This window comes from Pantoea sp. X-Soil-TKNS-1207 (assembly GCF_059730485.1).
Window position 1 is genome coordinate 2,270,837 of the sequence record NZ_AP035958.1, and the last position, 19,121, is coordinate 2,289,957.

Here is a 19,121-nt window from a genome sequence, read left to right on the forward strand (position 1 = left end):
GGCGTTTGGCCGTCACATCCGTCACTTTATGCCAGAAAAAATCTGCGCGCGATCACAAAAGGTGTCAACAAAACGTTCCAGATCAAAAAACGCCGTTGCGTTACTTATCAGCAAATAGCGGAATTACCAGTGATCAACGAATGTTGCGCCGACCACACTTTTTTTGAGGAATATTACTGCTCGGATGAGTTCCCTTCGCGCGGAAAAATGTTAAAATTGACGGCAGTCAATAATCATCGAGCGTAAATATTATGATCCCGGAAAAACGCAGCATTCGACGTATTCAGTCTGGCGGGTGTGCCATCCATTGTCAGGATTGCAGCATCAGCCAGTTGTGTATTCCCTTCACGCTGAACGAGCATGAACTGGATCAGCTGGATAATATCATTGAACGCAAAAAGCCGATCCAGAAAGGCCAGACGCTGTTTAAAGCCGGTGATGAACTGAAATCCCTCTACGCCATCCGCTCCGGCACCATCAAAAGCTACACCATCACCGAACAGGGTGACGAACAAATTACCGGCTTCCATCTGGCAGGCGATTTGGTCGGTTTTGACGCCATTGTCAGCGCGCATCATCCCAGCTTTGCGCAGGCGCTGGAAACCGCAATGGTGTGCGAGATCCCCTTTGAAACCCTCGACGATCTCTCCGGTAAGATGCCTGCCCTGCGTCAGCAGATGATGCGTCTGATGAGCGGCGAGATTAAAGGCGATCAGGATATGATTTTGCTGCTGTCGAAAAAGAATGCGGAAGAACGCCTCGCCGCCTTTATCTGGAACCTGTCCCGCCGCTTCGGTCAGCGCGGTTTCTCGCAGCGCGAGTTCCGCTTAACCATGACGCGTGGCGATATTGGTAACTATCTGGGACTAACCGTAGAAACCATCAGCCGTTTACTCGGTCGTTTCCAGAAAAGTGGTATGCTGGCGGTAAAAGGCAAATATATCACTATCGAAAACCATGCCCTGCTGGCAGAACTTGCTGGTCAGACTGACCAGGCTGCCTGATGCGATGCCGGATTAATAAATGTTATTTTATTGATCCGGCAACAACTTTTTCCCTTCTTCCCTGTCATAACTTAGGCTATCTTTAACCCAACTTGCTTTGGTTTTGAGGAGATTGCCTTATGTCCCGGTACCAAAATATTCTGGTTGCCATTGATGCTCAGCAGGACGACCAGCCCGCGCTGCGACGTGCGGTCTATCTCAATCAACGTATCGGCGGAAAAATCAAAGCCTTCCTGCCTATCTACGATTTCTCTTACGAAATGACCACCCTGTTGTCGCCGGATGAGCGCTCCAATATGCGTAAAGGCGTCATCAGCCAGCGCACCGAGTGGATCCGCGAGCAGGCTCATGCCTATATCGAAGCGGGCGTTGATATTGAAATCAAGGTGATCTGGCATAACCGCCCCTACGAGGCGATTATCCATGAAGTGCTGAGCCATCAGCATGATTTGGTGCTGAAGATGGCGCATCAGCACGATCGTCTGGAAGCGGTGATTTTCACCCCCACCGACTGGCATCTGCTGCGCAAGTGTCCGTGCCCGGTATGGATGGTGAAAGATCAGCCCTGGCCGGAAGGCGGTAAAGCGCTGGTGGCGGTCAACCTCGCCAGCGAAGAACCCCATCATGATGCCCTTAACCAAAAACTGATTCATGAAACCACCCAGCTGGCCGATATGGTCAACCACACCGAGGTGCATCTGGTGGGCGCCTATCCGATTACCCCGATTAATATCGCCATCGAACTGCCTGATTTTGACCCCAGCGTCTATAACGACGCCATTCGCGGCCAGCATCTGGTGGCGATGAAAGCGCTGCGGCAGAAGTTTTCCATTAGCGAAGAGTTTACCCACGTCGCCAAAGGTCTGCCGGAAGAGGTGATCCCCGATATCGCAGCCCATCTGGGTGCCGGGATTGTGGTGCTCGGCACTATCGGACGTACCGGATTGTCGGCCGCTTTCCTTGGCAATACCGCCGAGCAGGTGATCGACCATTTGCGCTGCGATTTGCTGGCAATCAAGCCTGATGACTTTAAATCCCCTATCGACCTCGATGATGAAGAGGACGATGACGATTAAAAAAAGGGCGACCCTAATGGTCGCCCTTCTTCTTTCTGATCGGGCGGCAATTTGCCGCCCTTTTTATTACAGCGCGCGCAAAATACCTTCCACGCTGGCCTTCGCATCACCAAACAACATCTGGGTGTTGTCTTTGAAGAACAGCGGGTTTTGCACACCGGCATAGCCGGTATTCATTGAACGTTTAAACACGATCACGTTCTGCGCTTTCCACACTTCCAGTACCGGCATACCGGCGATTGGGCTGCGTGGATCTTCCTGCGCCGCCGGGTTGACGGTGTCGTTAGCACCGATAACCAGCACCGTGTCGGTATCGCTGAAATCTTCGTTGATTTCATCCATCTCCAGCACTACGTCGTACGGCACCTTCGCTTCCGCCAGCAGCACGTTCATATGACCCGGCAGACGCCCGGCAACCGGGTGAATACCGAAGCGCACCTTGATACCGCGCGCGCGCAGCTTCTCGGTGATTTCCGCCACCGGATACTGTGCCTGCGCCACCGCCATGCCGTAGCCTGGGGTGATGATCACCGAGGAAGAGGCTTTCAGCAGCTCCGCGGTGTCTTCCGCAGTGATTTCACGGTGTTCACCGGCTTCTTCGCTCTCACCACCTACGCTGGTATCGGTACCGAAACCACCGGCGATCACGCTAATAAAGGAACGGTTCATCGCTTTACACATGATGTACGACAGGATGGCACCACTCGATCCCACCAGCGCACCGGTCACGATCAGCAGATCGTTGCTCAGCATAAAGCCCGCAGCCGCCGCCGCCCAGCCTGAGTAGGAGTTCAGCATCGACACCACCACCGGCATATCCGCACCGCCGATCGAGGCCACCAGATGCCAGCCGAACGCCAGCGCGATGACGGTCATCAGCAGCAGCGCGAACACCTGAGCGCCAGTGCTTGCGGTATGCACAAACCACAGCAGCAGCAGGAAAGAGACCACCAGCGCCAGCAGGTTCAGCTTATGGCGATGCGGCAGCATCAGCGGACGAGAGGAAATTTTTCCGCGCAGCTTGCCAAAGGCGACCAGCGAACCGGTAAAGGTGACCGCACCAATAAAGATACCGAGGAACACTTCGGTCAGATGGATATTTTCCATCACCGCCGGCAGGCCCGGTGCGTGATCGAGGTAGCTGTTGAAGCCCACCAGAACCGCCGCCAGCCCTACGAAGCTGTGCAGAATGGCAACCAGCTCCGGCATCTCGGTCATTTCGACCTTTTTCGCCAGACGCATACCAATCGCGCCGCCAATCACCATCGCCAGCAGGATCCAGGCAACGTTACCGCTGTTGGGACCGAAGATGGTGGCGAGCAGGGCAATGGCCATCCCGCTCATACCAAAAATGTTACCCTGCTTCGACGTCTCGTGCTTCGAGAGACCGGCAAGGCTGAAAATAAACAGAACCGCGGCAACAATGTATGCTGCAGTAACTAATCCGCCAGACATGTTGTTACCCCTTAATTCTTACGAAACATTTTCAGCATGCGCTGGGTGACGGTAAAGCCACCAAAGATGTTGATGCTGGCGATCAGCACCGCCACAAATGCCAGCAGCGTCACCCAACCGCCGTGGCCCATCTGCAACACGGCGCCCACCACGATAATGCCGGAGATGGCGTTGGTGACTGACATTAACGGCGTATGCAGCGCGTGGCTGACGTTCCACACCACGTAGTAACCCACCACGCAGGCGAGCGCGAACACGGTGAAGTGTGACAGGAACTCCGGCGGTGCCACGTTAGCCAGGCAGCCGAACAGCACCACAGCCAGGGCCAGCAGCACATACTTCCGCCACGGCGAAGCCGGTTTTTCTTCCACCTTCGCTTTGGGTGCGGCCGCAGGCTGTGCCGCTTTCGGCGCGGCGGAAACCTGAATCGGCGGTGCCGGCCAGGTGACTTCGCCCTCGCGGATCACGGTGACGCCGCGAATCACCACGTCATCGAAATCCACGGCGATTTCGCCATTTTTCTCTTTGCACAGCAGCTTCAGCAGGTTCACCAGGTTGGTGCCGTACAGCTGAGAAGACTGCGTCGGCAGACGACTCGGCAGATCGGTATAACCGATGATTTTTACGCCGTTGTCGGTCAGGGTCACCTGATCGGCGACGGTGAGTTCACAGTTACCACCGGTTTGCGCGGCCAGATCGACAATCACGCTGCCCGGCTTCATGCTGGCAACCATCTCTTTGGTGATCAGCTTCGGTGCCGGACGGCCTGGGATCAGCGCGGTGGTGACAATAATGTCGACCTCTTGCGCCTGGGCGGCAAACAGCGCCATCTCGGCCTTAATAAAGGCTTCGGACATCACTTTGGCGTAGCCGTCACCGCTGCCCGCTTCTTCCTCGAAATCCAGCTCAAGGAACTCAGCGCCCATACTCTGCACCTGTTCCTTCACTTCCGGACGGGTATCGAAGGCACGCACGATAGCACCCAGGCTACCCGCTGCGCCGATAGCGGCCAGACCGGCCACACCGGCACCGATCACCATCACTTTCGCCGGGGGAACTTTACCCGCCGCAGTGATTTGCCCGGTAAAGAAGCGACCAAACTCGTGCGCCGCTTCGACGATCGCGCGATAACCGGCAATGTTGGCCATCGAGCTGAGTGCGTCCAGCGCCTGCGCACGGGAAATACGCGGCACGGAATCCATCGCCATGACGGTGACGTTGCGCGCGGCCAGTTTTTCCAGCAGCACCGGATTCTGTGCAGGCCAGATAAAGCTCACCAGCGTGCTTCCGGCGCGCGTCAGGTCAATTTCGCCATCATCGGGTGCATTCACTTTCAGCACGATATCTGACTGCCACACCTCAGCGGTGTTGCTGATCGTGGCCCCTGCGGCAACAAAACTTTCATCATCAAAACTGGCGCGAATACCTGCGCCCTGCTCGATGGTTACGCTGAATCCCAGCTTGATCAGCTGCTCAACGGTTTTCGGCGTGGCGGCCACGCGCGCTTCGTTGGCTAACCGCTCTTTGGGTATCCCAATTAACATACTGTTTCCTTTCATCGGTTAAAGGATGAGGGTCTGTAAGCGGCACAAGCTCATGCAACTGAAACGGTGTTTCAGCTACTTATGAGCGAAATGCGCAATGTAACAAAGTCTTTATAACCTACTGAAAATATGAATAGCGATCTACAGCGATAACGCACACTTATGACATTCACACTAATATTCAGACGCAAAGATTGAATGCCGCGTTATGCCACTGCGTTTCAGCCATAATTAAAAATTATCTGCTAAGCAAAATCGTGTCACGGCGAATTAAGTGTTATTAAAAACCTTTATTTAACAATACTTTAACTATTATGCTTATAAGTGTTACCAGATTAACTGGTAAACTGCACAAAAAAAGGCCATAGCAGATGCTGATGACAGTCAGATGAATAATTCGGTTTGATTGTCAATCTGTGTCGCATAAATTGGCTGAGACAGGCCGATTATTACATGCAATAATCAGCGGCTAATCTGTTATACATCAAGAGTCCAGCACGTTTTCGTACTCATTTTGCGTAAGGCGAAGGATCCATTTTATGAAGCTGAAGAACACCATTCTGGCGTCCACCTTGTTATCACTGCTGGCAGCCAATGCGTTTGCCGCGCAGGAACTGACGCCGGAAAAAGCGGCCGCGTTGAAGCCATTCCAACGTATTAATATCACCGGCCGTTTCAACGCGATTGGCGATGCTGCTGACGCCGTCTCTAAGCGTGCAGATGAACTGGGCGCTGCCTCTTTCTATATTCAGGGTATCAACGACGCCACCGGCAACAGCGGCAACTGGCGTGTCACGGCTGACCTGTACCATGCTGATGCGCCAGCCGCATCAAAAGAGACGGAATACCTCACCTACAATGGCGTGAAGGCACTGCCGAAAGCGGAAGCCTACCGTCTGGAGCCGTTCGATACCGTTTCCGTCAGCGGCTTCTTTTCCAGCCAGCCGGATGTCAACGACGCTATTTCCAAAGCCGCCAAAGAGAAAGGCGCAGCCTCCTTCTTTATTGTGCGCCAGATTGATGCCAACAATGGCGGCAACCAGTACGTAACGGCTTACGTGTATAAAGCGGATGCCAAAGCGCGTGTGGTGCAAAGTCCGAACACCATCCCTGCTGATTCAGAAGCCGGTAAAGCGGCGCTGGCCGCCGGTGGCGCAGCGGCGAAAAACGTCGAGATCCCAGGCGTTGCGTCTTCAGAAACCCCAAGCACCAAAGTGGGCCGTTTCTTCGAAACGCAAAGCTCGACCGGCCAGCGTTATACCGTCACCCTGGCAAACGGCACCAAAATCCAGGAAGTGAATGCCATCACGGCAGCGCAGATGCAGCCGTTTGACACCGTCACCTTCACCGGCCACTTCGGGTCTCCGACTGAGATCTCCGAAGAAGTGGCGAAACGCGCGGCGGATAAAGGGGCGAAGTATTATCACGTCACCCGCCAGTGGCAGAACCAGAGCGGCGGCAACCTGACCGTCACTGCGGACCTGTTCAAGTAACATTCCGGCAGGGCGGCGCCCGTCGCCCTGCTGTTTGCATAAATGCTGACCATCTCTGCATCATCATTCATTGCCTTCCCTCCCCGCACTCCGTAAAATCTGCCGCCTGATTTTCAGGGCATTCCGTTTTTAAACCGGCAGTTTGTCGCGTTAATATCCAGCGGAATAACCACCACCCAGCATAGTATGCTGCTCAGGAAAGGCGTTTTGGATAAAAAATTAGGTCTTAGCGCGCTCACCGCGCTGGTGCTCAGCTCAATGCTCGGCGCAGGGGTATTCAGCCTGCCGCAAAATATGGCCGCCGTGGCGGGTCCGGCCGCGTTGCTGATCGGCTGGTTAATCACCGGTGTCGGGATTCTGTTTCTTTCGCTGGCGATGCTGCTGCTGACGCGCCTGAAACCCGAGCTGGACGGCGGCATCTTTACCTATGCGCGCGCTGGTTTTGGTGAGCTGATGGGGTTCTGCTCGGCCTGGGGTTACTGGCTGTGCGCGGTGATCGCCAATGTGTCCTACCTGGTGATTGTGTTTTCCGCGCTGAGCTTTTTTACCGATACGCCGGACCATGTGGTGTTTGGCGACGGTAATACCTGGCAGGCAATGCTTGGCGCGTCGGTGCTCCTATGGCTGGTACATGCGCTGGTGCTGCGTGGGGTGCAAACCGCCGCCAGCATCAATCTGCTCGCCACCCTGGGCAAGCTGGTGCCGCTGCTGCTGTTTGTGGTGCTGGCCGTGATGGCGTTCAACTTCGATCGCTTCCGCCTCGATTTTAGCGGCGTTTCTCTCGGCCAGCCGCTCTGGCAGCAGGTGAAGCAGACCATGCTGATCACCCTGTGGGTGTTTATCGGGGTTGAAGGCGCGGTGGTGGTCTCGGCGCGGGCGCGCCATAAGAAAGATGTCGGACGCGCCACCCTGCTGGCGGTGCTGGCTGCGCTGCTGGTGTATTTGCTGGTGACGTTGCTGTCGATTGGCGTGGTGCCACGCGCGGAGCTGGCGCAGATGCGCAATCCCTCCATGGCCGGGCTGATGAAACATCTGATCGGCCACTGGGGTGATGCGGTGATTGCGGTCGGGTTGATCATTTCGGTGTGCGGCGCCTATCTCAGCTGGACCATTATGGCTGCCGAAGTCCCGTTCCTCGCCGCTCAGCAAGGGGCTTTTCCGCGCAGCATTGCGCGTCAGAACCGCCATAACTCCCCGGCGGCATCGCTGTGGCTGACCAACGGCAGCGTGCAGGTGTGTCTGATTCTGATCGCCGTGACCGGCGCGGATTACAATACCCTGCTCACCATCGCCTCCGAGATGATCCTCGTCCCCTATTTGCTGGTGGGTCTGTATCTGATCAAAGTGGTGCGCGGACAGCAAAAACCGCTGGCGATGCTGACCGGCGTCGGCGCCAGCCTGTATGGCATCTGGTTGCTGTACGCCTCCGGCCCGCTGCATTTGCTGCTGTCGGTGGTGCTCTACGCGCCGGGCGTGCTGCTGTTTTTATATGCGCGGCGTGACGGCCGTGCCAGCAAGACGCTGTCACAGCTGGAACGTATCGCTATCGTATTTTTACTGGCGGCGTCACTGCCCGCAGTGTGGCAGCTAACGAATTAGTGCGGCTGGCCGGGAATGGAGACACACAGCAGGTCATCCTGCTGTGTCAGGTTGAGCGGCTTACGGTATTCCTGATGAATAGCGTCAAGTTGCTCATCCGACAATGGATAAGGTAACTGGATATCAAAACGGCTGATGTGCTGCTGTTCCGCAAGGGTGATCAGGCGTGCAATGTTGATCTCATCACTGACCTGAGTTGAAATGATTTGTAATGCTAATTCTTTCAGGTGATCGTCGCTCGCCTGTAGACTGTGCGTTGATTTACGGGTCACCATGCCGAAGATAGGCATCACACCATAAATCGCATCAACAAAACTCCAGCGTTTTTTACACGAGGCGGAAAGGAAATCACTGTAATTGAAGCAGATGCGGTCACTGTATCCGGCTGAAGCCAGCTCTTTATCAGACACCCTCGCACTCCTCCTGTTTTTCATTACGGTTCCGAACCTTGCGCGACTACGCGACGGTAATAATGGCACATTTAACGGTTCGTATACCAGTGAGCAAAGGATATTTCGTGCTGTGCCATAGAGCTAAAGGCGCGAAAAAGCTATGCTGCTGTCCATACTCACCAGTCACAGTGGATTATGAACAAAATAGTATATGTGGAAGATGAGCCGGAAGTCGGTGAACTGATCGCCGCCTATCTCGGACGTCATGACATTGAGGTGATTGTCGAAACGCGCGGCGATCGTGCCGAAGCCACCATTGAGGCTGCCGATCCCGATTTGGTAATGCTGGATATCATGCTGCCCGGCAAGGATGGCATGACATTATGCCGCGATTTACGCTCCAGCTGGCAGGGGCCGATTGTGCTGCTGACCTCACTCGACAGCGATATGAACCACATCCTGGCGCTGGAAATGGGTGCCAACGACTATATCCTTAAAACCACCCCACCCGCCGTTCTGCTGGCCCGCCTGCGTCTGCATTTACGCCAGGCGCACATCGGTCAGCCTGAAGTGACCCCGGCGGTGCAAAGCTCGCAGAAAGTGTTGCGTTTCGGCTCGCTGACCATCGATGCGCTCAATCGTCAGGTGACGCTGTTTGAAGAAAACATCACCCTGTCGACGGCGGATTTCGATCTGCTGTGGGAACTGGCCAATCACGCCGGCCAGATCCTCAACCGTGACGCCCTGCTACAGACTCTGCGCGGCGTCAGCTACGACGGCATGGACCGCAGCATTGATGTGGCGATTTCGCGCCTGCGTAAAAAATTGTACGACAGCGCCACCGAGCCATTCCGCATCAAAACCATCCGTAATAAAGGCTACCTGTTCGCGCCGCAGGCCTGGGATACCCGTTCCGCATGAGAAAGCTCTTTATCCAGTTCTATTTGCTGTTGTTCGTCTGCTTTCTGGTAATGACCTTACTGGTGGGGCTGGTGTACAAATTCACCGCCGAACGCGCCGGACGCCAGTCGATGAACGATTTGATGGCCAGTTCGCTGTTTCTGATGCGCAGCGAGTTGCGCGAGATCCCGCCGCGCGACTGGAACAAAACCATCCGCAGCCTCGACCTCGATTTGTCATTTAATCTGCATATCGAGCCGATGAGCAAATACGAACTGGATGAAGCCGATATGAAGCGGCTGCGCGCCGGTGAAATCGTGGCGCTCGACGATCAATACACCTTCCTGCAACATATCCCGCGCAGCCATTATGTGTTGTCGGTGGGACCGATTCCTTATCTGTTTTATCTGCATCAGATGCGTTTGCTGGATATTGCGCTGCTGGCCTTTATCGGGATGTCGCTGGCGTTGCCGGTGTTTATCTGGATGCGCCCCCACTGGAAAGAGATGTTAAGGCTGGAAAAAGCCGCACAGCGCTTTGGCCGGGGCGAACTGGATGTGCGTACCCATTTTGACAGCACCTCCAGCCTGTTCCGCCTCGGCGTCGCTTTCAACCAGATGGCGGATAACATCAATACGCTGGTCGCCAGCAAGAAACAGTTGATTGATGGCATTGCCCACGAATTACGCACGCCGCTGGTGCGTCTGCGCTACCGGCTGGAGATGAGCGACAACCTGAGCGAGGCGGAATCAGCGGCGCTGAAGCGTGATGTTGGCCAGCTGGAAAGCTTAATTGAGGAGTTGCTGACCTATGCGCGCCTCGACCGCCCGCGTGTCGACCTCAACCTGAAATCCTTTGATCTGGCCGAATGGCTGCGTCTGCATATTGAAGACGCGCAGGCGATAAACCCGCAGGCGCAGATCGAGCTGGACATTCCGCAGCGTGAAAACTACGGCGTGGCCGATACCCGCCTGATGGAGCGCGTACTGGATAATCTGGTCAATAACGCGTTGCGTTACGCGCAGCAGCGCTTGCGCGTCAGCCTGTGGTTTGATGGCAGCGTCGGTTGTTTACAGGTGGAAGATGACGGTCCGGGCATCCCGCAGGAGGAGCGTGAACGGGTGTTTGAACCCTTTGTGCGTCTCGATCCCAGCCGCGATCGCGCCACTGGCGGCTGTGGCCTCGGCCTGGCGATCGTCCACTCCATCGCTCTGGCGTTGCAGGGCAACGTCACCATCGAGAGCAGCCCGCTGGGCGGCGCCAGCGTTCGCTTTTGCTGGCCGGTTGATTTACCCTTGCGGGAAATCCCGTCACGCTTGACCTAACAAGGAGTTATAACGTGTCCTCAGCTTATCAGGAACTTAGCCGCACTTTTCTGCGCCTGTCGCGCTTCGGCCATTTAGGCGCCATTGCCGGTGTGGATATGCAAACCACCATGCCCGCTGGCGGCAGCCGCGCCCGTGGTGAAGCGATGGCCGAACTGAGGGTGTTTATGCACGAACTGCTGACCGATCAACGCCTCGGCGGGCTGTTTGACGCGGTGCAGCAGGAATCGCTGAACGATGTTGAGCAGGCAAACCTGAAAGAGATGCGCCGTGCCTGGCAGCAGGCCACCCTGCTGCCCGCCTCGCTGGTTGAGGCCAAATCGCTGGCGGGTTCCCGCTGCGAACACGCCTGGCGTCAGCAGCGTCCGGCGAATGACTGGCAGGGTTTCTCCGCCAACCTGAAAGAGGTGGTAAAGCTGAGTCGCGAGGAAGCGCAACTGCGCGCCGACGCGCTGGGCGTTTCGCGCTACGATGCGCTGCTTGATGTGTTCGAACCGGGGATGACCAGCGCGCAGCTCGACCAGACCTTTGGCGATCTGAAAAGCTGGCTGCCGGAACTGCTGCAAAAAGTGGTGGCGAAACAACAAAAGGTTGCGCTAACCACGCCGGTTGGCCCCTTCGCTATCGAATCGCAGAAGCAGCTGGGCCAGAGCCTGATGGCGACGCTGGGCTTCGATTTCAATCATGGCCGTCTCGACGTCAGCGCGCATCCTTTCTGCGGCGGCGTACCGGAAGATGTGCGCATCACTACCCGTTACAACGAGAACGAATTTCTCAGCGCGATGATGGGGGTGATCCACGAAACCGGCCATGCCCGCTATGAGCAGAATCTGCCCCAGCAGTGGCGCGGCCAGCCGGTGGCGCTCGCGCGATCCACCGCGATGCACGAGTCGCAAAGCCTGTTTATGGAGATGCAGCTCGGCCGCAGCCGTGAATTCCTCCAGCACATTCAGCCGCAGGTAGTGGCGCTGATGGGCGATCAGCCTGCGCTGGCCAGCGATAACTTTATTCGTCTGACGCAGCGCGTGAAGCCGGGCTTGATCCGCGTCGACGCCGACGAGCTGAGCTATCCGGCCCATGTCATTTTGCGTTACGAGATCGAACGTGCGCTGATTGAGGGCGACATTGAGGTCGATGACATTCCGGCATTGTGGGATGAGAAGATGCAGCAGTCGCTCGGCATCGATACGCGCGGCAACTACCGCGATGGCTGTATGCAGGATATCCACTGGACAGACGGTGCCTTTGGTTATTTCCCGACGTACACGCTGGGGGCGATGTATGCCGCTCAGCTGTTCCAGGCGGTGAAGCGCGCATTGCCGCAGGTCAGCGAACTGATTCTTCAGGGCGAGCTGCAACCGGTGTTTGACTGGCTGCAACAGAATATCTGGCAGCACGGCAGCCGCTTTCCGACCCAGCAATTACTGGTGAACGCCACCGGAGAAACCTTAAATCCGCACTATTTTCGCCAGCACCTTGAACAGCGTTACCTGGCTGAGTAAACTGCGCGGCGGCCTGTCAGGCCGCCTTTTCTCTTCCTTTACCTTCCTTTGTACAATCCGTTACACGCCGATACCAATGCCTCACGGAAAGTCCCCGAACAATTACATATAGTCTTTTCACCGGCCCCGCAGTGGGCTACACATGAAAAAATAGTTCGAGGAATTTGCAATGAAAAAATTATTTGCACTGGTGATCGCCGCTGCTATGGGTCTGTCTTCTGTCGCTTTCGCAGCTGAAACCACTGCTGCTCCGGCTGCCGCTGCTACCACTACCGCTGCACCGGTAAAACACAAAGCTACCGTTCACAAACACAAGAAAGCCGCAGCTCAGAAAGCTCAGGCTGCTAAGAAGCACAAAAAAGTAGCTAAGAAAGCCCCGGCTGCGCAGAAAGCTCAGGCTGCTAAAAAGCACCACAAAAAAGCAACCAAACCGGCTGCACAGAAAGCCCAGGCTGCTAAAAAGCACCACAAAAAAGCAACCAAACCGGCTGCACAGAAAGCCCAGGCTGCTAAAAAGCACCACAAAAAAGTAACCAAACCTGCTCAGAAAGCTCAGGCTGCTAAAAAGCACCACAAAAAAGCGGCCAAAGCTGCTAAATAAGGTTGCCTCCGCGCGCCCGACCTTGCATTAATGATTGAAAACACCCGGTTATGCCGGGTGTTTGTTTACTGGAGTAGCGGAATATGGTGCGTCGCTATCGCTTCGAAATCATTCTGATTGTGGTGATCCTGTGCGGCATTGTCGCAGCCAGCTTTTTTATTTAGTCGTTGTAGCGTGCTGATTAATCCCAATATTTTCTCCCTTTTTTACCGCTCACCGACTATAGTTATCGCTCAAGCGTGATGACAATAACCTCTTCTTATTCTCGCCATTGAGAGAACTATGCGCCTGGCTATCCTGTTATTTGTTGGTTTTTTCAGCTTTAACCTCGCAGCACATGCCGATGATGATGATGAAGGGCCAAGCCCTGATGAGATCAAGACGTTATTCTTTGGCAAGGATCACCGTAAAGCGATCAGCGATGTCAGCGCTGCGCCCTGGGATGCTATTGGTCAGCTGGAGACCCGGAGCGGCAATCTCTGCACCGCGACGCTGATTTCCGCACATCTGGCGTTAACCGCCGGTCACTGTTTGCTGGCCCCGCCGGGCAAGTTCGATAAGCCGGTTGCGCTGCGTTTTATGGCGGGCAACAAAGGCTGGCGCTATGAAATTCATGATATTGATGCGCGCGTAGAACCGTCGCTGGCACGTAAGCTGAAGGCGGATGGTGAAGGCTGGATTGTCCCGCCTGACGCGGCACCCTATGATTACGGTCTGATTATTCTGCACAATCCACCGTCAGGCATTACGCCTATTCCGCTGTTTGACGGCTCGCGCGGCGATTTAACCGATGCGCTGAAAGTCGCAGGACGTAAAGTGACGCAGGCCGGTTACCCGGCAGACCATCTGGACACGCTCTATTCGCACAGCGATTGCCTGATTACCGGCTGGGCACAGCGCGCGGTACTGTCGCATCAATGCGATACCCTGCCAGGCGACAGTGGTTCCCCGTTGCTGTTGCAGAAAGGTGATGGCTGGCAGCTGATTGCCGTCCAAAGCTCCGCCCCCGCGCCAGCGGATCGTTACCGTGCCGATAACCGCGCCATCGCGGTCACCTCGTTCCGCGATAAGCTGGAAGAACTGGCGCAGTAAGCCCGCTGCACATCCGCGTAACGGCGCGAACTATCGCGCCGTTACGACGACAACGCACGATTAACTGATCTGTTCTATCGTCTGCAAAATGCGTTTATCCGAAATCGGATAAGGCGTGCCCAGCTGCTGAGCAAAGTAGCTAATCCGCAACTCTTCCAGCATCCAGCGAATAGCCAGCACCTCCGCATCGTCCTGACGCTGTGGCGGCAGCTTGTTACGCCAGGTCTGCCACGCCTGCTCCACCGCCTGAACTTTCAGCATCCGCGCCCGGTCGCTGTGCGGGTCCACCGGCAGTTTTTCCAGACGACGTTCAATGCCCTGCAAATAACGCAGAGTATCCGCGAGGCGCTGCCAGCCGTTGCCGGTGACGAAACCGCGATACACCAGCCCGCTCATCTGATTTTTGATATCCGACAATGCCAGCGCCAGCGTCATATCGACGCGGCCTTTCAGCCGCTTGTTGATATTGAACACGCAGGTCAGGATCTGCTCCACCTGCTTCGCAATAGTCACCACCGTCTCGTTCAGCTCGGCACGCACCTTGTCGCGCAGCTGCTCAAAGTTCGCCTGCTGCCACGCCGGACCGCCCGCTTCGCTCATCAGCTTATCGACACCGCAGGCGATGCAGTCATCAATCAGTTCCAGCACCTTGCCATACGGGTTGAAATAGAGACCCAGCTTGGCTTTATTCGGCAGCTTTTCATGCAGATATTTGATTGGCGAAGGAATGTTCAGCAGCAGCAAACGCCGCTGACCGCGCCACATCATCTTCTGCTGCTCCTGCTCGCTGTCGAACAGGCGAATGGCGACGCTGTCCTTCTCATCCACCAGCGCAGGCCAGGCTTTAACCTGATAACTGCCACGCTTCTGCTCGTAGCTTTGCGGTAAATCGCCAAAGCTCCAGATATGCAGCCCGCTCTGCTCCAGCCCGTCATCGGCCACTTTCGACAGGGTTTCCTGCACTTTGCCCTTCAGCGCCTGCTTCAGCTGGTGCAGATCCTTGCCTTCCTGCAACTTGCGGTTGTGTTCATCAACCACGCGGAACGTCATTTTCAGGTGATCGGGCACCTGATCCCACTGCCAGGCATCGCGATCGATGGTGACACCGGTCATGCGGCGGAATTCGCGCTCCAGCGCGTCGAGTAGCGGCAACTCCAGCGCCGTCACGCGGCCAAGAAAGGCCTCGGCATAGTTCGGCGCGGGTACCAGATTGCGGCGCACCGGTTTCGGTAACGACTTGATCAGCGCAATCACCAGCTCACGGCGCACGCCCGGAATTTGCCATTCGAATCCGCCCTCCTCAACCTGGTTCAGCAACGGCAGCGGGATATGCACCGTTACGCCATCCGCATCCGCGCCGGGTTCAAACTGATAACTCAGTTTCAGCTTCAGATTGCCCTGATGCCAGAAATTCGGGTAATCGAGCTGGCTGACCTTCTCCGCGTCATCCTTTATCAGCATCTGCTTATCAAAACTCAGCAGATCGGGATTCTCTTTGCTGGCCTGCTTCCACCAGCTGTCAAAATGCCGTGCCGACACCACCTCGCTGCCGATACGGCGATCGTAGAAGGCAAACAGCGTTTCATCATCCACCAGGATGTCACGACGACGCGACTTGTGCTCCAGATCTTCCACTTCGCTGCGCAGCTTCAGGTTATTGCGGAAAAAAGCGTGACGGGTTTGCCAGTCACCTTCCACCAGCGCGTGGCGAATAAACAGCTCGCGGCTAAGCGGCGCATCGATGGTGCTGTAGTTGACCTTACGCGCCTGCACAATCGGCAGCCCGTACAGCGTCACTTTCTCGGTCGCCATCACCGCGCCCTGCGCTTTTTCCCAGTGCGGCTCGCTATAGCTGCGCTTCAGCAGATGCTGCGCCAGCGGTTCGATCCACTCGGGATCGATGCGCGCAGCAATGCGTCCCCACAGGCGGCTGGTTTCCACCAGTTCGGCCACCATGGTCCACTTTGGCGGCTTCTTAAACAGCCCGGAGCCGGGGAAGATGGAGAAACGCGCATTGCGCGCGCCGGTGAATTCCTGCTTCTCGGCATCTTTCTGACCGATATGCGATAACAATCCGCTCAGCAACGCGCAGTGCACCTCGCGATACGGCGCCGGTTCGCTGTTGACCGGCATCCCCAGTTCACGCACCACCTGACGCAGCTGTGCGTAGATATCCTGCCATTCACGCACGCGCAGATAGTTAAGGTAATCGCTTTTACACTGACGGCGGAACTGGTTGCCGGACAGCGCCTGTTGCTGCTCCTGCAAATAATTCCACAGGTTAACGAAGCTGAGGAAATCGGACTCTTTATCGGCAAAGCGCCGATGTTTCTCATCCGATGCCTGCTGTTTCTCCACCGGACGCTCACGCGGATCCTGAATCGACAGCGCCGCGGTGATAATCATCGCTTCGCGAACGCAACCGAGGTTCTGTGCCGCCAGCACCATGCGCGCCAGGCGGGGATCGACCGGCAGCAACGCCAGCTGACGCCCCGACGGCGTCAGTTTGTAATGTCCATCCTCGTTGACGGTGATCGCCCCGAGTTCCTCCAGCAGCCGCACGCCATCCTGAATGTTGCGCTTGTCCGGCGCTTCAACAAACGGGAACGCGCCGATATCGCCGAGGCCGAGCGCGGTCATCTGCAAAATCACCGACGCCAGGTTGGTGCGCAGAATTTCCGGATCGGTAAACGCCGGGCGACTAAGGAAATCGTCTTCCGAGTACAGGCGGATACAGATACCTTCCGAGACGCGGCCGCAGCGCCCTTTACGCTGGTTGGCGGAGGCCTGCGACACCGGCTCAATCGGCAGACGCTGCACCTTGGTGCGGTAGCTGTAGCGACTGATACGCGCGGTGCCGGGGTCGATGACGTATTTGATGCCCGGCACGGTCAGCGAGGTTTCTGCCACGTTGGTGGCCAGCACGATGCGCCGTCCGCTGTGGGACTGGAACACGCGGTTCTGCTCGGCATTCGACAGGCGCGCATACAGCGGCAGGATTTCGGTGTGCGGCAGATCGCGCTTCATCAGCGCATCGGCGGTATCACGGATCTCGCGTTCACCGCTCATAAAAATCAGGATATCGCTGCGGCTTTCCTGCCCCAGCTCATCCACCGCATCAAAAATCGCCTGCAACTGATCGCGATCGGTATCCTCAGCGTCTTCGACAATCGGCCGGTAACGCACCTCCACCGGATAGGTCCGGCCAGACACTTCAATCACCGGCGCGTTATTAAAGTGGCGCGAGAAGCGCTGCGGGTCGATGGTTGCGGAGGTGATGATGACCTTTAAATCCGGGCGGCGCGGCAGCAGCTCACGCAGATAGCCAAGCAGGAAATCGATATTCAGGCTGCGCTCGTGCGCTTCATCAATGATGATGGTGTCGTACTGCAACAGCAGGCGATCCTGCTGGATTTCCGCCAGCAGAATACCGTCGGTCATCAGCTTCACCTGGGTGGTTTCACTGACCTGATCGTTGAAGCGCACCTTGTAACCAATGCAGCCGCCGAGCGAGGTTTCCAGCTCCTCGGCGATACGGTTGGCGACGGTACGCGCCGCCAGACGGCGTGGCTGAGTATGACCAATCAACCCTTTAACGCCGCGCCCCAGCGCCAGACAGATCTTCGGCAACTGGGTGGTTTTACCCGACCCGGTTTCACCGGCGACGATCACGACCTGGTGATCGCGGATCGCCTCAGCAATCGCCTGCTGCTTCTGGCTGACCGGTAAATTTTCCGGGTAAGTAATACGCGGCGTGGCGGCCCGGCGCATAGCCACACGCTGCTCCGCCGTCGCAAATTCTGGCTCCAGTTCAGCCACGATACCTTGTTGCGCGGCGGGATTTTTCACTTTGCTCGCCCCCTGGAGTCGCCGCTGCAAACGCTGGCGATCGCGCAACATCAGATTATCGAGTCGCGTCCAGAGAGGGGCCAAAGGTGAGGTAACAGATGATGACATAGTGATGAATTACCGGCGGATTCAACGAATTAATGGGCGGCATCATAGCATATTTTGCCCCTGCCGCCCTGACCGTGCGTGCGGCCTTATTCAATAAATTCGAACATAGCTCTCGAAATATTGCGCTTTTACCCGGCTCTGAATCTCCGTAGAGTGTAACGCATTGAGCGGTAAGCCTTCCGCGTAAACAGACAGGAAAACACCATGAGCAAAGTATTAGTCCTGAAGTCCAGCATCCTCGCCGGTTATTCACAGTCCAATCAACTGGCTGATTTCTATGTTGAGCAGGCGCGCGAAAAAGGTGATGCGATCACCGTTCGTGACCTGGCCGCTGAGCCGATCCCGGTTCTGGACGGTGAACTGGTTGGCGCGCTGCGTCCGTCTGACGCCCCGCTGTCTCCGCGTCAGCAGGAAGCGCTGGCGCTGTCAGACGCGCTGATTGCTGAACTGCAGGCGCATGACGTGGTGGTGATTGCCGCGCCGATGTACAACTTCAACATCCCGACGCAGCTGAAAAACTACTTCGACCTGATTGCCCGTGCCGGCGTCACTTTCCGTTACACCGAATCAGGCCCGGAAGGTCTGGTCACTGGCAAACGCGCTGTGATCCTGTCCAGCCGTGGCGGTATCCATAAAGATACCCCGACTGACCTGCTGACCCCGTACGTTAAGCTGTTCCTCGGCTTCATCGGCATCACTGATGTGAACTTCGTATTCGCAGAAGGTGTGGCTTACGGTCCGGAAGTCGCGACCAAAGCGGCAAACGATGCCAAAGACGCGATCAAACAGATTGTTGCTGCATAAGTATTGACTGTGTCATTAGCCGGGCCTGAGCGCCCGGCTTTTTTTTGCCCGCTATTTTTGCAACCACTGGCCGTTAATGCCGCGCACAAATTCCCCGCTGCCTGCGCGATCAACCAGCTTCTCCCCGGCGATACGCGCCACTTCCGCGGTGGTTAAATTATTCTGCTGCGCCACGCGCTGATATTGCTGCGTACGTCCGTCGTTGATGCGTTTCACCAGCGCCAGGGTCTCGCTGTCCTGCTGACGCGCCGCAATGTACCCGCTCAGCGTTTCCCCTACGCGTCCCTGCTGCCGCGCCTGATCCAGCGTCAGCGCCCAGGCCGACGGCGCCAGTAATAACGCCAGCAGCAGCGCCAGCCCTTTGCGTTTCATCATGC

At 56.4% G+C, this 19,121-nt stretch carries 16 protein-coding genes; 11 read left to right on the top strand and 5 right to left on the bottom strand.

What is annotated here, in order from left to right:
- Positions 1–251 precede the first annotated feature (251 nt).
- Entirely contained in the window at positions 252–1,004 is a 753-nt protein-coding gene (gene fnr, locus AC6I8V_RS10655; RefSeq protein WP_031279133.1) for a fumarate/nitrate reduction transcriptional regulator Fnr, read from the top strand.
- A gap of 119 nt (positions 1,005–1,123) precedes the next feature.
- On the top strand, positions 1,124–2,080 hold the full coding sequence (gene uspE, locus AC6I8V_RS10660; RefSeq protein ID WP_497842248.1) for a universal stress protein UspE: 957 nt from the start codon (positions 1,124–1,126) through the stop codon (positions 2,078–2,080).
- Positions 2,081–2,146: 66 nt separating this feature from the next.
- Here the strand turns inward: uspE and pntB are convergent, their stop codons facing one another.
- Together pntB and pntA are read right to left on the bottom strand one after the other, a co-directional pair.
- Positions 2,147–3,535 (bottom strand): Re/Si-specific NAD(P)(+) transhydrogenase subunit beta, encoded by a 1,389-nt coding sequence (gene pntB, locus AC6I8V_RS10665; RefSeq protein ID WP_497842249.1) that lies wholly within the window; start codon positions 3,533–3,535, stop codon positions 2,147–2,149.
- Between the two features lie 11 nt (positions 3,536–3,546).
- Positions 3,547–5,079 (bottom strand): Re/Si-specific NAD(P)(+) transhydrogenase subunit alpha, encoded by a 1,533-nt coding sequence (pntA, locus tag AC6I8V_RS10670; RefSeq protein WP_497842250.1) that lies wholly within the window; start codon positions 5,077–5,079, stop codon positions 3,547–3,549.
- A gap of 539 nt (positions 5,080–5,618) precedes the next feature.
- Here pntA and ydgH point away from each other — a divergent pair.
- Positions 5,619–6,572: a DUF1471 family protein YdgH gene (ydgH, locus tag AC6I8V_RS10675; RefSeq protein ID WP_497842251.1), complete on the top strand. Its 954-nt coding sequence runs from the start codon at positions 5,619–5,621 to the stop codon at positions 6,570–6,572.
- Between the two features lie 207 nt (positions 6,573–6,779).
- Positions 6,780–8,171: an amino acid permease gene (locus tag AC6I8V_RS10680; RefSeq protein WP_497842252.1), complete on the top strand. Its 1,392-nt coding sequence runs from the start codon at positions 6,780–6,782 to the stop codon at positions 8,169–8,171.
- Here the strand turns inward: AC6I8V_RS10680 and AC6I8V_RS10685 are convergent.
- Positions 8,168–8,581, bottom strand: a complete 414-nt coding sequence (locus AC6I8V_RS10685) for a hypothetical protein (RefSeq protein WP_497842253.1) — start codon at positions 8,579–8,581, stop codon at positions 8,168–8,170. The genes AC6I8V_RS10680 and AC6I8V_RS10685 overlap by 4 nt on opposite strands.
- Before the next feature lie 177 nt (positions 8,582–8,758).
- Between AC6I8V_RS10685 and rstA the strand changes: the two genes are divergently transcribed.
- The 6 genes from rstA to AC6I8V_RS10715 all read left to right on the top strand — a co-directional run bounded on the left by rstA (position 8,759) and on the right by AC6I8V_RS10715 (position 13,983).
- Positions 8,759–9,484, top strand: coding sequence for a two-component system response regulator RstA (gene rstA, locus AC6I8V_RS10690; RefSeq protein ID WP_497842254.1), 726 nt, complete (start codon positions 8,759–8,761; stop codon positions 9,482–9,484).
- Positions 9,481–10,788, top strand: a complete 1,308-nt coding sequence (gene rstB / locus AC6I8V_RS10695; RefSeq protein ID WP_497842255.1) for a two-component system sensor histidine kinase RstB — start codon at positions 9,481–9,483, stop codon at positions 10,786–10,788. Before rstA ends, rstB begins: the two co-directional genes overlap by 4 nt.
- A gap of 14 nt (positions 10,789–10,802) precedes the next feature.
- A complete protein-coding gene (locus AC6I8V_RS10700; RefSeq protein ID WP_497842256.1) occupies positions 10,803–12,290 on the top strand; it encodes a carboxypeptidase M32 in 1,488 nt (495 codons plus the stop codon).
- A gap of 169 nt (positions 12,291–12,459) precedes the next feature.
- Entirely contained in the window at positions 12,460–12,891 is a 432-nt protein-coding gene (gene asr / locus AC6I8V_RS10705) for an acid resistance repetitive basic protein Asr (RefSeq protein ID WP_497842257.1), read from the top strand.
- 83 nt (positions 12,892–12,974) lie between these two features.
- Complete coding sequence (gene ydgU / locus AC6I8V_RS10710; RefSeq protein WP_462982560.1) at positions 12,975–13,055, top strand: small membrane protein YdgU; 81 nt, start codon at positions 12,975–12,977, stop codon at positions 13,053–13,055.
- Between the two features lie 118 nt (positions 13,056–13,173).
- The gene (locus AC6I8V_RS10715; protein ID WP_497842258.1) at positions 13,174–13,983 is read left to right on the top strand and encodes a trypsin-like serine peptidase; all 810 of its coding nucleotides are present in this window, start codon (positions 13,174–13,176) and stop codon (positions 13,981–13,983) included.
- 60 nt (positions 13,984–14,043) lie between these two features.
- Here AC6I8V_RS10715 and hrpA read toward each other — a convergent pair whose 3' ends face one another.
- Entirely contained in the window at positions 14,044–17,940 is a 3,897-nt protein-coding gene (gene hrpA, locus AC6I8V_RS10720) for an ATP-dependent RNA helicase HrpA (protein WP_497842259.1), read from the bottom strand.
- Positions 17,941–18,144: 204 nt separating this feature from the next.
- On the opposite strand from hrpA, the gene azoR reads away from it, so the two are divergent.
- Positions 18,145–18,744 carry an FMN-dependent NADH-azoreductase gene (gene azoR / locus AC6I8V_RS10725; RefSeq protein ID WP_497842260.1) on the top strand — a complete coding sequence of 200 codons (600 nt, stop codon included), beginning with the start codon at positions 18,145–18,147 and terminating at the stop codon, positions 18,742–18,744.
- Between the two features lie 51 nt (positions 18,745–18,795).
- Here azoR and AC6I8V_RS10730 read toward each other — a convergent pair whose 3' ends face one another.
- Positions 18,796–19,116: a YdbL family probable chaperone protein gene (locus AC6I8V_RS10730; protein ID WP_497845816.1), complete on the bottom strand. Its 321-nt coding sequence runs from the start codon at positions 19,114–19,116 to the stop codon at positions 18,796–18,798.
- Between the last annotated feature and the right edge of the window lie 5 nt (positions 19,117–19,121).

Bases quoted from the DNA above. Each gene is read 5' to 3' on its own strand.
- fnr (WP_031279133.1), top strand. From the start codon at position 252: ATGATCCCGGAAAAACGCAGCATTCGACGTATTCAGTCTGGCGGGTGT.
- uspE (WP_497842248.1), top strand. From the start codon at position 1,124: ATGTCCCGGTACCAAAATATTCTGGTTGCCATTGATGCTCAGCAGGAC.
- pntB (WP_497842249.1), bottom strand. From the start codon at position 3,535: ATGTCTGGCGGATTAGTTACTGCAGCATACATTGTTGCCGCGGTTCTG.
- pntA (WP_497842250.1), bottom strand. From the start codon at position 5,079: ATGTTAATTGGGATACCCAAAGAGCGGTTAGCCAACGAAGCGCGCGTG.
- ydgH (WP_497842251.1), top strand. From the start codon at position 5,619: ATGAAGCTGAAGAACACCATTCTGGCGTCCACCTTGTTATCACTGCTG.
- rstA (WP_497842254.1), top strand. From the start codon at position 8,759: ATGAACAAAATAGTATATGTGGAAGATGAGCCGGAAGTCGGTGAACTG.
- rstB (WP_497842255.1), top strand. From the start codon at position 9,481: ATGAGAAAGCTCTTTATCCAGTTCTATTTGCTGTTGTTCGTCTGCTTT.
- asr (WP_497842257.1), top strand. From the start codon at position 12,460: ATGAAAAAATTATTTGCACTGGTGATCGCCGCTGCTATGGGTCTGTCT.
- ydgU (WP_462982560.1), top strand. From the start codon at position 12,975: ATGGTGCGTCGCTATCGCTTCGAAATCATTCTGATTGTGGTGATCCTG.
- AC6I8V_RS10715 (WP_497842258.1), top strand. From the start codon at position 13,174: ATGCGCCTGGCTATCCTGTTATTTGTTGGTTTTTTCAGCTTTAACCTC.
- hrpA (WP_497842259.1), bottom strand. From the start codon at position 17,940: ATGTCATCATCTGTTACCTCACCTTTGGCCCCTCTCTGGACGCGACTC.
- azoR (WP_497842260.1), top strand. From the start codon at position 18,145: ATGAGCAAAGTATTAGTCCTGAAGTCCAGCATCCTCGCCGGTTATTCA.
- AC6I8V_RS10730 (WP_497845816.1), bottom strand. From the start codon at position 19,116: ATGAAACGCAAAGGGCTGGCGCTGCTGCTGGCGTTATTACTGGCGCCG.